General features: G+C 70.1%; 11 protein-coding genes. All 11 read left to right on the top strand.

Features of this window, described 5'->3' with window-relative positions; all coding sequences use genetic code 11:
• Nucleotides 1-4 precede the first annotated feature (4 nt).
• The 11 genes from nuoE (at nucleotide 5) to recQ (ending at nucleotide 15,128) form a co-directional block, all read left to right on the top strand.
• Complete coding sequence (gene nuoE / locus QIY60_RS10270) at nucleotides 5-817, top strand: NADH-quinone oxidoreductase subunit NuoE (RefSeq protein WP_283145886.1); 813 nt, start codon at nucleotides 5-7, stop codon at nucleotides 815-817.
• Nucleotides 817-2,187, top strand: a complete 1,371-nt coding sequence (nuoF, locus tag QIY60_RS10265) for an NADH-quinone oxidoreductase subunit NuoF (RefSeq protein WP_283142119.1) — start codon at nucleotides 817-819, stop codon at nucleotides 2,185-2,187. The genes nuoE and nuoF overlap by 1 nt, the downstream gene beginning before the upstream one ends.
• Nucleotides 2,184-4,736: an NADH-quinone oxidoreductase subunit G gene (locus QIY60_RS10260; RefSeq protein ID WP_283142118.1), complete on the top strand. Its 2,553-nt coding sequence runs from the start codon at nucleotides 2,184-2,186 to the stop codon at nucleotides 4,734-4,736. Before nuoF ends, QIY60_RS10260 begins: the two co-directional genes overlap by 4 nt.
• 61 nt (nucleotides 4,737-4,797) lie before the next feature.
• The gene (gene nuoH / locus QIY60_RS10255; protein WP_283142117.1) at nucleotides 4,798-6,156 is read left to right on the top strand and encodes an NADH-quinone oxidoreductase subunit NuoH; all 1,359 of its coding nucleotides are present in this window, start codon (nucleotides 4,798-4,800) and stop codon (nucleotides 6,154-6,156) included.
• Nucleotides 6,149-6,790: an NADH-quinone oxidoreductase subunit NuoI gene (gene nuoI / locus QIY60_RS10250; RefSeq protein WP_283142116.1), complete on the top strand. Its 642-nt coding sequence runs from the start codon at nucleotides 6,149-6,151 to the stop codon at nucleotides 6,788-6,790. The genes nuoH and nuoI overlap by 8 nt, the downstream gene beginning before the upstream one ends.
• Nucleotides 6,790-7,602: an NADH-quinone oxidoreductase subunit J gene (locus tag QIY60_RS10245; RefSeq protein WP_283145885.1), complete on the top strand. Its 813-nt coding sequence runs from the start codon at nucleotides 6,790-6,792 to the stop codon at nucleotides 7,600-7,602. The genes nuoI and QIY60_RS10245 overlap by 1 nt, the downstream gene beginning before the upstream one ends.
• Nucleotides 7,599-7,898, top strand: coding sequence for an NADH-quinone oxidoreductase subunit NuoK (nuoK, locus tag QIY60_RS10240; RefSeq protein WP_067163047.1), 300 nt, complete (start codon nucleotides 7,599-7,601; stop codon nucleotides 7,896-7,898). Before QIY60_RS10245 ends, nuoK begins: the two co-directional genes overlap by 4 nt.
• A gap of 14 nt (nucleotides 7,899-7,912) precedes the next feature.
• Nucleotides 7,913-9,796: an NADH-quinone oxidoreductase subunit L gene (nuoL, locus tag QIY60_RS10235; RefSeq protein ID WP_283142115.1), complete on the top strand. Its 1,884-nt coding sequence runs from the start codon at nucleotides 7,913-7,915 to the stop codon at nucleotides 9,794-9,796.
• A 3-nt stretch (nucleotides 9,797-9,799) separates the two neighbouring features.
• Nucleotides 9,800-11,371: an NADH-quinone oxidoreductase subunit M gene (locus tag QIY60_RS10230; RefSeq protein ID WP_283142114.1), complete on the top strand. Its 1,572-nt coding sequence runs from the start codon at nucleotides 9,800-9,802 to the stop codon at nucleotides 11,369-11,371.
• Nucleotides 11,368-13,023 (top strand): NADH-quinone oxidoreductase subunit NuoN, encoded by a 1,656-nt coding sequence (nuoN, locus tag QIY60_RS10225; protein ID WP_283142113.1) that lies wholly within the window; start codon nucleotides 11,368-11,370, stop codon nucleotides 13,021-13,023. Before QIY60_RS10230 ends, nuoN begins: the two co-directional genes overlap by 4 nt.
• A gap of 215 nt (nucleotides 13,024-13,238) precedes the next feature.
• Nucleotides 13,239-15,128, top strand: a complete 1,890-nt coding sequence (gene recQ / locus QIY60_RS10220; protein ID WP_283142112.1) for a DNA helicase RecQ — start codon at nucleotides 13,239-13,241, stop codon at nucleotides 15,126-15,128.
• Nucleotides 15,129-15,132 lie beyond the last annotated feature (4 nt).

Here is a 15,132-nt window from a genome sequence, read left to right as displayed (position 1 = left end):
GGGCATGCCCCAGTTGCCCGCGCCCGATTTCCCGGCCGACGTCCGGGCCCGGCTCGAAGCGGACGCCAAGGAGGTCATCGCCCGCTACCCGGACAGCCGCTCCGCGCTGCTGCCCCTGCTGCACCTCGTGCAGTCGGAGGAGGGCCATGTCTCCCGCACCGGGATGCGATTCTGCGCCGAGATGCTGGACCTCACGACCGCCGAGGTGACCGCCGTCGCCACCTTCTACACGATGTACCGGCGCAAGCCCTCCGGCGACTACCAGGTGGGCGTCTGCACCAACACCTTGTGCGCGGTGATGGGCGGCGACGCCATCTTCGACGCGCTCAAGCGCCATCTCGGCGTCGGCAACGACGAGACCACCACCGACGGCAAGGTGACCCTCGAACACATCGAGTGCAACGCCGCCTGCGACTTCGCGCCCGTGGTGATGGTCAACTGGGAGTTCTTCGACAACCAGACCCCCGAGTCGGCCAAGCGCCTGGTCGACGACCTGCGCGCGGGCAGGCCGGTGGAGCCCACCCGAGGGGCTCCGCTGTGCACCTACAAGGAGACCGCCCGGATCCTGGCCGGCTTCCCCGACGAGCGCCCCGGCGCCGTCGCGGCGAGCGGCGGCGCGGGCCCGGCCTCCCTGGTCGGCCTGCGCCTGGCGAAGGGCGAGGCCCCGCATCCGCGCGTGGTCCACCCGCGCGGCGAGGGCCCCCGCGACGAACCCCAGCCCGGCTCCGAGCACTTGAGCTCGCACGATGCACCGCAGCAGACCTCTGCGTCCGACCCCGCGCACCCGGCGGGCCCGGTCGACGAGGAGGGGGAGTGATGACCTTGGCAGCCGAACTGAGTGGGAACGGGAACGGAAGCAGCCCCGAGAAGCTGCTGGCACCCGTTCTGTCGGCCTTCTGGGACCAGCCGGAATCCTGGACCCTGGAGACCTACCGTCGGCACGACGGCTATGAGGGGCTGCGCAAGGCCCTGGCCATGTCGCCGGACGACCTCATCGCGTACGTGAAGGACTCCGGGCTGCGCGGCCGGGGCGGCGCGGGCTTCCCCACGGGCATGAAGTGGCAGTTCATCCCGCAGGGCGATGGCAAACCGCACTATCTAGTTGTCAATGCCGACGAGTCGGAGCCCGGGACCTGCAAGGACATCCCGCTCCTCTTCGCCAACCCGCATAGCCTCATCGAGGGCATCGTGATCGCCTGTTACGCGATCAGGTCGTCGCACGCGTTCATCTATCTGCGCGGGGAAGTCGTCCCCGTACTGCGGAGGCTGCACGAGGCCGTGCGGGAGGCCTACGCGGCCGGCTACCTCGGCAAGGACATCCTGGGCAGCGGTCTCGACCTCGAACTCACCGTGCACGCGGGCGCGGGCGCGTACATCTGCGGTGAGGAGACCGCCCTGCTGGACTCCTTGGAAGGCCGTCGCGGTCAGCCCCGGCTGCGTCCCCCCTTTCCTGCGGTCGCCGGTCTCTACGCGTGCCCCACTGTTGTCAATAACGTCGAGTCCATCGCCAGCGTTCCCGCGATCCTCACTCGCGGAAAAGACTGGTTCAAATCGATGGGGAGCGAGAAGTCGCCCGGCTTCACGCTGTATTCGCTCAGCGGGCACGTCGCCAACCCGGGCCAGTTCGAGGCCCCGCTCGGCATCACGCTGCGCCAGCTGCTCGACATGAGCGGCGGGATGCGCCCGGGCCACCGGCTCAAGTTCTGGACCCCGGGCGGCTCCTCGACCCCGATGTTCACCGACGAGCACCTCGACGTGCCGCTGGACTACGAGGGCGTAGGCGCCGCCGGCTCGATGCTGGGCACCAAGGCGCTCCAGTGCTTCGACGAGACCACCTGTGTCGTACGGGCGGTCACCCGCTGGACCGAGTTCTACGCCCACGAGTCCTGCGGCAAGTGCACGCCGTGTCGCGAAGGCACGTACTGGCTCGTCCAGTTGCTCCGCGACATCGAGGCGGGCAAGGGCGCCATGGGCGACCTCGACAAGCTCAACGACATCGCCGACAACATCAACGGCAAGTCGTTCTGCGCGCTCGGCGACGGCGCCGCCGCGCCCATCTTCTCCTCGCTCAAGTACTTCCGCGCGGAGTACGAGCAGCACATCACGGGCCGGGGCTGCCCCTTCGACCCGGCCAAGTCGACCCTGTGGGCCGACAGCCCGCACCGCACCACGGAGGTGAACGCATGACGGTGACGACTGGCGCTCCCTCCGGCGGCGGAGAGGCGGCGGTACCGCCGGAGGACCTGGTCTCGCTGACCATCGACGGCGTCGAGATCAGCGTCCCCAAGGGCACGCTGGTGATCCGGGCCGCCGAGAAGCTCGGCATCGAGATCCCCCGGTTCTGCGACCACCCGCTGCTCGACCCGGTCGGCGCCTGCCGCCAGTGCATCGTGGAGGTGGAGGGCCAGCGCAAGCCGATGGCGTCCTGCACCATCACCTGCACCGACGGCATGGTGGTCAAGTCGCAGCTGACGTCGCCGGTGGCCGAGAAGTCCCAGCGCGGGGTGATGGAGCTGCTGCTCATCAACCACCCGCTGGACTGCCCGGTCTGCGACAAGGGCGGCGAGTGCCCGCTGCAGAACCAGGCCATGCAGGTCGGTGACCCCGACACCCGCTTCGAGGGCCGAAAGCGCACGTACGAGAAGCCGGTGCCGATCTCGACGCAGGTGCTGCTCGACCGCGAGCGGTGCGTGCTGTGCGCGCGGTGTACCCGCTTCTCCGAGCAGATCGCGGGCGACCCCATGATCGAGCTCCTGGAGCGCGGCGCGCTCCAGCAGGTCGGCACCGGCGAGGGCGACCCGTTCGAGTCGTACTTCTCCGGCAACACCATCCAGATCTGCCCGGTCGGCGCGCTGACCTCGGCGGCGTACCGGTTCCGCTCCCGCCCCTTCGACCTGGTCTCCTCGCCGTCGGTGTGCGAGCACTGCGCGGGCGGCTGCGCCACCCGCACCGACCACCGGCGCGGCAAGGTCATGCGCCGCATGGCGGCCAACGAACCCGAGGTCAACGAGGAATGGCTGTGCGACAAGGGCCGGTTCGGCTTCCGGTACGCGCAGAAGCCGGACCGTCTGACCACCCCGCTGGTGCGCAACGCGGCCGGTGAGCTGGAGCCGGCCTCCTGGCCCGAGGCACTGGAGGCGGCCGCGGCCGGACTCATGGCGGCCAGGGGCCGGGCCGGAGTGCTCACGGGCGGACGGCTGACCGTCGAGGACGCCTACGCGTACGCCAAGTTCGCCCGGATCGCCCTCGACACCAACGACGTCGACTTCCGCGCGCGCGTGCACTCCGCCGAGGAGGCCGACTTCCTGGCGGCGAAGGTCGCCGGGCGCGGCCACCTCACCGGCGAGGGCGTCACGTACGCCTCCCTGGAGAAGGCGCCCGCGGTGCTGCTCGTCGGGTTCGAGGCGGAGGAGGAGGCGCCCGGCGTCTTCCTGCGGCTGCGCAAGGCCTGGCGCAAGCACGGTCAGCGCACCTACTCGCTGGCCACGCATCTGACCCGGGGCCTGCAGAAGGCGGGCGGCACGCTGCTGCCCGCCGCGCCCGGCACCGAGACCGAGTGGCTGGACGCGCTGGCGGGCGGGGTCGGCCTGGACGGCGAGGGCTCGGCCGCCGCCACGGCGCTGCGGGCCGAAGGGTCCGTCATCGTCGTCGGCGAGCGGCTGGCGGCCGTGCCGGGCGCGCTGACCGCGGCCGTACGGGCCGCCGCCGCGACCGGCGCCGAACTGGTGTGGATCCCGCGCCGGGCCGGCGAGCGCGGTGCCATCGAGGCGGGCGCCCTGGCGGCGCTGCTGCCCGGCGGCCGCCCGGCCACCGATCCACGCGCGCGTGAAGAGGTGGCCGCCGCCTGGGGCGTACGCGAACTGCCGCACCGCTTCGGACGGGACACCGGCCAGATCGTGGAGGCCGCGGCCACCGGCGAGCTGGGCGCGCTGCTCGTGGCGGGCGTCGACCCGGCCGACCTGCCGGACCCGGCACGCGCGCGTGAAGCACTTTCCGGGGCCTTCGTGGTCTCCTTGGAGCTGCGGCCCAGCGAGGTCACCGAGCGGGCGGACGTGGTCTTCCCGGTCGCGGCCGTCGCCGAGAAGTCCGGCTTCTTCCTCAACTGGGAGGGCCGGGCGCGGATGTTCGAGGCCGCGCTGAAGCCCGAGCAGATGACCCGGCGCCTGGCGCCCGCCGACGCGCGCGTGCTGCACATGCTGGCGGACGCCATGGACGTGCACCTCGCGCTGCCGGACAACCGCGCCGCGCGCGCGGAGCTGCGGGGCCTGGGCCACTGGGACGGGCCGCGCGCCACCGAGCCGCTGGAGGCCCGCCCGTCACCCGGCCACCACCCCTCATCGACAGGCTTCGCCTGGCCCCAACAACCGGCCCTGCCCCGGCCCTCCGACGGCGAGGCGGTCCTCGCGGGCCACCGGCTGCTGCTCGACCTCGGCACCCTCCAGGAGGGCGACGAGGCGCTGGCCGGGACCCGGCACGCGGCCCTGGCCCGGCTCTCGGCGGCCACGGCGGCCGAGACCGGCGTCAAGGACGGCGACCTGCTCCAGGTGAGCGGCCCCGCGGGCGCGCTCCGGCTGCCGCTGAAGGTCACCGAGATGCCCGACCGGGTGGTGTGGCTGCCGCTCAACTCGACCGGCACCGGCGTGTACGCGGACACCGGCGCGGTCCCGGGCCAGGTCGTCCGCATCGGCCCGGCGGCACAGGACGCCGCCACCGCCGCACCGGAGGTGCAGCCGTGACCGACTTCCCCGTCCGCCCCGCGGCACCGGGCGCCGCCGTCCACGTACCGGAGGTGCGAGCGTGACCCCGACCTTCCTCGCGGCCGAGGACCTCTCCCTGTTCGGCCGCGACCCCTGGTGGCTCATCGCCCTCAAGGCCGTGTTCTGCTTCGCGTTCCTGATGGTGACCGTGCTGTTCTCGATCGTCTGGGAGCGCAAGGTCGTCGCCTGGATGCAGCTGCGCATCGGGCCCAACCGGCACGGCCCCTGGGGGATGCTCCAGTCCCTCGCCGACGGCATCAAGCTGATGCTGAAGGAAGACGTGATCGTCAAGCGGGCCGACAAGGTGGTCTACGTCCTGGCCCCGATCGTCGCCGCGATCCCGGCCTTCATGGCGATCGCCGTGATCCCCTTCGGGCCGTCCGGCAACGAGGTCTCGATCTTCGGCCACCGCACCACGATGCAGCTCACCGACCTGCCGATCGCGATGCTCTACATCCTGGCGTGCGCCTCGGTCGGCATCTACGGGATCGTGCTCGCGGGCTGGTCCTCCGGCTCCACGTACCCGCTGCTCGGTGGGCTCCGCTCGTGCGCGCAGATGATCTCGTACGAGATCGCGATGGGCGCCGCGTTCGCCTCGGTCTTCCTCTACTCGGGGTCGATGTCGACCTCGGAGATCGTCGCCCAGCAGCACGACCGCTGGTACATCGTGCTGCTGCCGGTCTCCTTCATCATCTACGTCGTCACCATGGTGGGCGAGACCAACCGCGCCCCCTTCGACATGCCCGAGTCCGAGGGCGATCTGGTCGGCGGCTTCAACACCGAGTACTCGTCGATCAAGTTCGCGCTGTTCATGCTGGCCGAGTACGTCAACATGGTCACCGTCTCGGCGGTGTCGACCACCCTCTTCCTGGGCGGCTGGCGGGCCCCGTGGCCCGTGTCCACCTTCTGGGAGGGCGCCAACCACGGCTGGTGGCCGATGCTCTGGTTCGTCATCAAGGTCCAGCTGCTGCTGTTCTTCTTCATCTGGCTGCGCGGCACGCTGCCCCGCGTCCGCTACGACCAGCTGATGAAGCTCGGCTGGAAGGTCCTCATCCCGGTCTCCGTCGTCTGGCTGATGCTGGTGGCGACCGTGCGCGCGCTGCGCAACGACGGCCACGACTTCTCCAAGATCGTGCTGTACGTCGGGGGCGCGGTCGTCGCGGTCCTGCTGATCTCGCTGGTCGCGGACGTCTTCCGGGGCCGCGAGGACGAGTCGGCGGCCGAGGCCGCGCCACCCGCGTTCGACCCGATGGCGGGCGGATTCCCGGTGCCGCCGCTGCCCGGACAGACCCTTCCGCCGGTGCCGCGCCGACGCCCGCGCCACGAGCGGGAGTTGGTTGTCAGTGGTGGGTCCGATACTGAGAGTGACCGTGACGGAAGGGAGGACGAGGGTGTCTAAGTCATCGGAACCGGCGGAGCCCGCGGGCTCGGCGGAGTCGTCCGAGGGGAAGTTCCTGAACCCCGTGGCCGGCTTCGGCGTGACCTTCAAGGCCATGTTCAAGAAGCGGCTGACCGAGCAGTATCCGGAGCAGCAGAAGACCACGGCCCCCCGCTTCCACGGGCGCCACCAGCTCAACCGGCACCCGGACGGCCTGGAGAAGTGCATCGGCTGCGAGCTGTGCGCCTGGGCCTGCCCCGCCGACGCGATCTACGTGGAGGGCGCGGACAACAAGGACGACGAGCGCTACTCGCCGGGCGAGCGGTACGGAATCGTCTACCAGATCAACTACGCCCGCTGCATCCTGTGCGGGCTGTGCATCGAGGCGTGCCCCACGCGCGCGCTGACGATGACCAACGAGTTCGAACTGGCCGACAGCAGCCGCGCGAACCTGATCTACACCAAGGAGCAGCTGCTCGCCGGGCTCGAAGAGGGCATGGTCGACTCGCCGCACGCGATCTACCCGGGCATGACCGAGGGCGACTACTACCGGGGCCTGGTCACCGAGGCCGCGCCCGGCACGGTCCGCCAGGTCGCCGTCTCCAAGGGCGAGCAGCCCGCCAATGGGGAACAGCCCGAGGAGGTGGACGCGTGATGCAGCTCGCCGTCTCCGCCACGACGACCTCCACCGGGGAGGCGTTCCAGTTCTGGGTCCTTGCCACCGTCGCCGTCATCGGCGCGCTGTGCACCGTCCTGATGAAGAAGGCCGTGCACAGTGCGCTGTGCCTGGCCGGGACCATGATCATCCTGGCGGTCTTCTACCTCGCCAACGGGGCGTACTTCCTGGGCATCGTCCAGGTCGTCGTCTACACCGGCGCGATCATGATGCTCTTCCTCTTCGTGGTGATGCTGGTCGGTGTCACCGCCGCCGACTCGCTCAAGGAGACCATCAAGGGCCAGCGCGTCTGGGCCGCGGTCTGCGGGATCGGCTTCGGAGTGCTCCTCATCGCGGGCATTGCCAACGCCTCCCTGAAGCACTTCGACGGACTGAAGCAGGCCAACGCGGGGGGGAACGTGGAGGGCCTGGCCGCCCTCATCTTCACCAAGTACGTGTTCGCCTTCGAAATCACCGGCGTCCTGCTGATCACCTCGGCGATCGGCGCGATGGTGCTGACGCACCGCGAGCGCACCGAGCGCGCCAAGACCCAGCGCGAGCTCTCCGAGCAGCGCGTCCGCGACGGCAAGCACCTGCCGCCGCTGCCTGCCCCGGGTGTCTACGCCCGGCACAACGCGGTGGACATCGCGGGCCTGCTGCCCGACGGCACGCCGTCCGAGCTCACCGTCAACCAGACGCTGCGCGGCCGGGGCCAGATCCGCGACGTGTCCAGCGAGGCGCTGTCGGACCTGAAGGCGCTGGAGCAGCGCTCCGCCGAGCGGCTCGGCCGTGAAGAGGAGGCCGCGAAGTGAACCCCGTCAACTACCTGTACCTGTCCGCCCTGTTGTTCACCATCGGCGCGGCCGGTGTGCTCATCAGGCGGAACGCGATCGTGGTCTTCATGTGCGTCGAGCTGATGCTCAACGCCTGCAACCTCGCGTTCGTGGTCTTCTCCCGGATGCACGGCAACCTCGACGGCCAGATCATCGCCTTCTTCACGATGGTCGTCGCCGCCGCGGAGGTCGTCGTCGGGCTCGCGATCATCGTGTCGCTCTTCCGTTCCCGCCACTCGGCCTCGGTCGACGACGCCAGCCTGATGAAGCTCTGAGGGGTCGCTGAATCGTGGAGAACCTGATTGCGCTGCTCATCGCGGCGCCTCTGCTCGGAGCGGCCGTCCTGCTGTGCGGCGGACGGCGGCTCGACGCCGTCGGGCACTGGCTGGGCACGCTGCTCGCGGCCGTGTCCTTCGGTCTCGGTGTGGCGCTCTTCGCCGACATGCTGGGCCGCTCGGCCGACAACAGGGCGGTGCACAAGCACCTGTTCAGCTGGGTTCCGGTGGAGGGCTTCCAGGCCGACGTCGGCTTCCAGCTCGACCAGCTGTCGATGACCTTCGTCCTGCTGATCACCGGTGTGGGCACGCTGATCCACATCTACTCGATCGGCTACATGGAGCACGACGAGAACCGCCGCCGCTTCTTCGGCTATCTCAACCTGTTCCTGGCGGCGATGCTGCTCCTGGTCCTCGCCGACAACTACCTGCTCCTGTACGTCGGCTGGGAGGGCGTCGGTCTGGCGTCCTACCTGCTGATCGGCTTCTGGCAGCACAAGCCCAGCGCGGCGACGGCGGCCAAGAAGGCGTTCCTGGTCAACCGGGTCGGCGACATGGGCCTGTCCATCGCCATCATGGTCATGTTCACCACCTGGGGCTCGTTCGCCTTCTCGACGGTCTTCAACCAGGTGGGCGAGACCGGCTGGGGCCGCAACACCACGGTCGGCCTGATGCTGCTGCTCGCGGCCTGCGGCAAGTCGGCCCAAGTCCCGCTGCAGTCCTGGCTCGGGGACGCGATGGAGGGCCCGACCCCGGTCTCGGCCCTGATCCACGCGGCGACGATGGTGACCGCGGGCGTGTATCTGATCACCCGCTCCGGCGCCATCTTCAACCAGGTGCAGGACGTGCAGACGGTCGTGGTCATCGTCGGCGCGGTCACGCTGCTCTTCGGTGCGATCGTCGGTTGTGCGAAGGACGACATCAAGAAGGCCCTCGCGGGCTCGACCATGTCGCAGATCGGCTACATGATCCTCGCCACCGGCCTCGGCCCCATCGGCTACGCCTTCGCGATCATGCACCTGGTCACCCACGGCTTCTTCAAGGCCGGGCTCTTCCTCGGCGCCGGTTCCGTGATGCACGGGATGAACGACGAGGTCGACATGCGCAAGTACGGCGGCCTGCGGAAGTACATGCCGGTCACCTTCGTCACCTTCGGCCTCGGCTACCTCGCCATCATCGGCTTCCCGGGCCTGTCCGGCTTCTGGTCCAAGGACAAGATCATTGAGGCGGCGTTCGCCAAGGGCGGCACCGAGGGCTGGATCCTCGGCGCGGTCACCCTGCTCGGCGCGGCCATCACGGCGTACTACATGACGCGCGTGATGCTGATGACGTTCTTCGGCGAGAAGCGCTGGAACGAGGAGGAGACGCACCCGCACGAGTCGCCCGGCACCATGACGATCCCGATGATCGTCCTGGCCTTCGGCTCGGTCCTCGCGGGCGGCCTGTTCAGCATCAACGAGTCCTTCGTGAAGTGGCTGGAGCCGGTCACGAGCTTCTCGCACGGCGACTCGCCGGTGAGCGCCGGCGTCGTCACCGCGGCCACCGTCGTGGTGCTGCTGATCGGCGTGGGCCTCGCCTGGGCGCAGTACGGCCGCAAGCCGGTCCCGGTCGTCGCCCCGCGCGGCTCGCTGCTCACCCGGGCCGCCCGCCGCGACCTGCTCCAGGACGACTTCAACCACGTGGTCCTGGTCCGCGGCGGCGAGCACCTCACCCGCTCGCTGGTGTACGTCGACCACACCCTGGTCGACGGAGTCGTCAACGGCACCGCGGCGGGGTTCGGCGGGCTCTCCGGCCGACTGCGCAAGCTGCAGAACGGCTTCGCCCGTTCGTACGCGGTCTCGATGTTCGGAGGTGCGGCGGTGCTCATCGCCGCGACCCTGCTGATGAGGGCGGTGTAAGGCATGTCGTTCCCCCTCCTTACCGCGACGGCGGCGCTCCCGGCGGTCGGCGCGATCGCCACCGCCGCCGTCCCGGCCGAGCGGCGGACCGCCGCCAAGTGGCTGGCGCTGCTGGTCTCGCTCGGCACGCTGGCCCTGGGCGCCGTCCAGCTCGTACGGTTCGAACCGGGCGGCGACCGCTACCAGTTGACGGAGTCCCACGCCTGGATCAAGGACTTCGGCGTCCGCTACGAGCTGGGTGTGGACGGTATCGGGGTGGCGCTGATCGCGCTCACCGCGCTGCTGATCCCGTTCATCATCGTGGCGGGCTGGCACGACGCCGACCCGCTGGAAACGCACAACAGCCGCTGGCGCCCGACCCAGGGCTTCTTCGCCCTTATCCTCGCCGTGGAGGCGATGGTGGTCCTCTCCTTCGAGGCCACCGACGTCTTCCTCTTCTACATCCTGTTCGAAGCCATGCTGATCCCGATGTACTTCCTCATCGGCGGCTTCGGCGACCGGGCGCACGAGCACGGGGACGAGGCGGCGGCCACCCAACGGTCGTACGCGGCGGTCAAGTTCCTGCTCTACAACCTGGTCGGCGGTCTGATCATGCTGGCCGCGGTGATCGGCCTCTACGTGGTCGCCGGGACGTTCTCGCTCGACGAGATCGCGGCGGCGCGCGCCAACGGCTCGCTGGACATGGCGACCAACACCGAGCGGCTGCTGTTCCTCGGCTTCTTCTTCGCCTTCGCGGTCAAGGCCCCGCTCTGGCCGCTGCACACCTGGCTGCCGAACGCGATGGGCGAGGCCACGGCCCCGGTCGCGGTGCTGATCACGGCGGTCGTCGACAAGGTCGGCACCTTCGCGATGCTCCGCTTCTGCCTCCAGCTCTTCCCGGAGGCGTCGAAGTGGGCCACCCCGGTGATCCTGGTCCTCGCGGTGATCAGCATCATCTACGGGGCGCTGCTCGCGGTCGGCCAGCGCGACATCAAGCGCCTGGTGGCGTACGCGTCGATCTCGCACTTCGGCTTCATCGTCATGGGCATCTTCGCGATGACCACCCAGGGTCAGTCCGGCGCCACGCTGTACATGGTCAACCACGGGATCTCGACGGCCGCGCTGATGCTGGTGGCCGGCTTCCTGATCTCGCGCCGCGGCTCGCGTCTGATCGCGGACTACGGCGGGGTGCAGAAGGTGGCCCCGCTGCTCGCGGGCACGTTCCTGGTGGGCGGTCTGGCCACCCTCTCGCTGCCCGGCCTCGCGCCGTTCGTCAGTGAGTTCCTGGTCCTGGTGGGCACGTTCAGCCGCTATCCGGCGATCGGCGTGATCGCCACGCTGGGCATCGTGCTGGCCGCGCTGTACGTGCTGGTGCTCTACCAGCGGACGATGACCGGCCCGGTCAAGGCCGAGGTGCAGGGCATGCCGGACCTCAAGGTCCGCGAACTCCTGGTGGTCGCCCCGCTGATCGCGCTCCTGGTCTTCCTGGGCGTCTACCCGAAGCCGCTGACCGACATCGTCAACCCGGCGGTGCAGCACACCATGTCCGACGTACACAAGAAGGACCCCAAGCCCGTGGTGGAGGCGGCCCAGTGAGCACAGCAGCAGCTGTCCACAGCCTGTGGACGACGGCGGCCGACGGCAAGGTGGACAAGATCCCGGCGCCGCACATCGAGTACGCACAGCTGTCGCCCACGCTGATCGTGGTCGGCGCGGCGGTGGTGGGCGTGCTGATCGAGGCGTTCGTCCCGCGCAAGAGCCGTTACTACGCCCAGGTGTTCCTCTCCGTGATCGCGCTCGCCGCCGCCTTCGCCGCGGTGGTCGCCCTCGCGGCCGACGGATACGGCACGACGAAGGCGCACATCGCGGCGATGGGCGCGGTGGCCGTCGACGGCCCGGCGCTCTTCCTCCAGGGCACCATTCTCCTCGCCTCGATCGTCGCGATCTTCACCTTCGCCGAGCGCCGCCTCGACCCCGAGGCGCACGGCAACCGGGTCGACTCGTTCGCCGCGCAGGCCGCGTCCGTACCGGGCAGCGACAGCGAGAAGGCCGCGGTCAAGGCCGGTTTCACGACCACCGAGGTCTTCCCGCTGGCGCTCTTCGCGATCTCCGGGATGCTGGTGTTCCCGGCGGCCAACGACCTCCTGACGCTGTTCGTGGCCCTTGAGGTCTTCTCCCTGCCGCTGTACCTGCTGTGCGCGCTGGCCCGCCGCAAGCGGCTGATGTCGCAGGAAGCGGCCGTGAAGTACTTCCTGCTCGGCGCCTTCTCGTCGGCGTTCCTGCTGTTCGGCATCGCGCTCCTGTACGGCTACGCGGGCTCGGTGCAGTACGCGACCATCGCGGACGTCGTCGACGGCACGGTCCAGACGGTGGACCCGGCGCTCGCGGGCACCATGGGCAACGACGCGCTGCTGCTGATCGGCGGCGCGATGCTGCTGATGGGGCTGCTGTTCAAGGTCGGCGCGGTGCCGTTCCACATGTGGACGCCGGACGTCTACCAGGGCGCGCCCACCCCGGTCACCGGCTTCATGGCGGCAGCAACGAAGGTCGCCGCCTTCGGTGCGCTGCTGCGGCTGCTTTACGTGGTGCTGCCCGGGATGCGGTGGGACTGGCGGCCGGTGATGTGGGGCGTCGCCATCGTCACGATGGTGGGCGGCGCGATCGTCGCGATCACCCAGACCGACATCAAGCGGCTCCTCGCGTACTCGTCGATCGCGCACGCCGGGTTCATCCTCGCGGGTGTCATCGCGACCAACGCGGACGGCATCTCGTCGGTGCTGTTCTACCTCGGGGCGTACTCGTTCGTGACGATCGGGGCGTTCGCGGTCGTCACGCTGGTGCGCGACGCGGGCGGCGAGGCGACGCACCTGTCCAAGTGGGCCGGGCTCGGCCGCCGCTCGCCGCTGGTGGCGGCGGTGTTCGCGGTCTTCCTGCTCGCCTTCGCGGGCATCCCGCTGACGTCCGGCTTCACCGGGAAGTTCGCCGTGTTCAAGGCGGCGGCGGAGGGGGGCGCGGGGCCACTGGTCGTGGTGGGCGTGATCTCGTCGGCGATCGCCGCGTTCTTCTACATCCGGGTGATCGTGCTGATGTTCTTCAGCGAGCCGAAGGCCGACGGGCCGACGGTCGCCGTTCCGTCGCCGCTGACGATGACGGCGATCGGGGTCGGGGTCGCGGTGACGTTGGTGCTGGGTGTGGCGCCGCAGTACTTCTTGGATCTGGCGGGGCAGGCGGGGGTGTTCGTCCGATAGGCGGGCCGCTCGATACGGCGAAGGGCCCCGGCGCGGGTGAGTGGCGCCGGGGTCCTGGCGTTGCACCACCTGTGGATAACTTTTCCCCCGCCCTGACCTGCGGTTTCGTCTGTGATCGAGCAGGATCTGCCACGACGGCGGCAGGTGGTGTCGGCCCGGCCCCCTATCGTGGCAGGGGTGGCGGAGTTAACGGGACGACGGTGGGGGACGGCGGGATGAACGGGACGGAAGGGACGGTCGTGGAGGCTGAGGAGTCGATGGTCGGCGCGGCGGTCGAGAGCGAGGCGCTGCGGACGCTGAACCGGGTCTTCGGCTACGAGAGCTTCCGCGGCGACCAGGGCGCGGTCATCGAGCACGTGGTGGCCGGCGGGGACGCCGTGGTGCTCATGCCGACGGGCGCCGGAAAATCGCTCTGCTACCAGATCCCGGCCCTGGTCAGACCCGGTACGGGTGTGGTCGTCTCGCCGCTGATCGCCCTGATGCAGGACCAGGTGGACGCGCTGCGGGCGCTCGGTGTGCGGGCCGGGTTCATCAACTCCACGCAGGACTTCGACGAGCGCCGCACGGTGGAGGCGGAGCTCCTCGCGGGCGAGCTCGACCTGCTCTATCTGGCACCGGAGCGGCTGCGCGTGGAGGCGACGCTCGATCTGCTCTCCCGGGCCAAGATCGCGGTCTTCGCGATCGACGAGGCGCACTGCGTGGCGCAGTGGGGCCATGACTTCCGCCCGGACTACCTGGCGCTTTCGCTGCTGGGGGAGCGCTGGCCGGACGTGCCGCGCATCGCGCTGACGGCGACGGCGACGCGGGTCACCCACCGGGAGATCACCGACCGCCTGGTGATGCCGAAGGCGCGCCACTTCGAGGCGAGCTTCGACCGGCCGAACATCCAGTACCGGATCGTGCCGAAGAACGACCCCAAGAAGCAGCTCCTGACCTTCCTGAAGGAGGAGCACGACGGGGACGCGGGCATCGTCTACTGCCTGTCGCGCGCCTCCGTGGAGAAGACCGCGCAGTATCTGAGCGACAACGGCGTGGCGGCGGTGCCGTACCACGCGGGGCTCGACTCGGGCACGCGCGCGCGGCACCAGTCCCGCTTCCTGCGGGAGGACGGCCTGGTCGTGGTGGCGACCATCGCGTTCGGCATGGGCATCGACAAGCCCGACGTGCGGTTCGTGGCCCATCTGGACCTGCCCAAGTCGGTCGAGGGCTACTACCAGGAGACGGGCCGCGCGGGCCGCGACGGCCTGCCGTCCACGGCCTGGATGGCGTACGGCCTGCAGGACGTGGTCCAGCAGCGCAAGATGATCCAGGGAGGCGAGGGCGACGAGGCGTTCCGGCGCCGGGCGGCCGCGCACCTGGACTCGATGCTGGCGCTCTGCGAGACGGCCGGGTGCCGCCGCGCCCAGCTCCTGGGCTACTTCGGCCAGGAAGCCACGGCCGCGAACTGCGGCAACTGCGACACGTGTCTGAACCCGCCCGAGACCTGGGACGGCACGGTGGCCGCGCAGAAGGTGCTGTCCACGGTCGTGCGGCTGGAGCGGGAGCGGCGCCAGAAGTTCGGGGCGGGCCAGATCATCGACATCCTGCTCGGCCGCAAGACGGCCAAGGTGATCCAGTTCGACCACGACGCGCTGTCGGTGTTCGGCATCGGCGAGGAGCTCTCCGAGGCGCAGTGGCGGGGCGCGGTGCGGCAGTTGCTCGCCCAGGGCCTGCTGGCGGTGGAGGGCGAGTACGGGACGCTGGTCCTGACCGAGACCAGCGGCGAGGTCCTCGGGCGCCAGCGCGAGGTCAGGCTGCGCTCGGAACCGGCGAAGCCGGAGCGCGCGCCCCGCGCACGGGGTGCGGCCAAGGCGAAGACGTCCCCGGCCGACTTCCCGGAAGAGGCGGCCCCGCTCTTCGAGGCGCTGCGCGCCTGGCGGGCCGCGCAGGCCCGCGAGCAGGGCGTCCCGGCATACGTGATCTTCCACGACGCGACCCTGCGGGAGATCGCCGTCGCCCGCCCCGGCTCGGTGGAGGAGCTGGGCACGATCGCCGGGGTGGGCGAGAAGAAGCTGGCGACGTACGGGGAGGGCGTGCTGGAGGTGCTGAAGGGGGAGCAGGAGTAGCCGG

This window comes from Streptomyces sp. BPTC-684, assembly GCF_030028635.1.
In the GTDB taxonomy this organism is placed as follows: domain Bacteria; phylum Actinomycetota; class Actinomycetes; order Streptomycetales; family Streptomycetaceae; genus Streptomyces; species Streptomyces noboritoensis.
The sequence above is the reverse complement of the archived record's forward strand: the minus strand, read 5'-3'. Positions and strand labels throughout refer to the sequence as shown.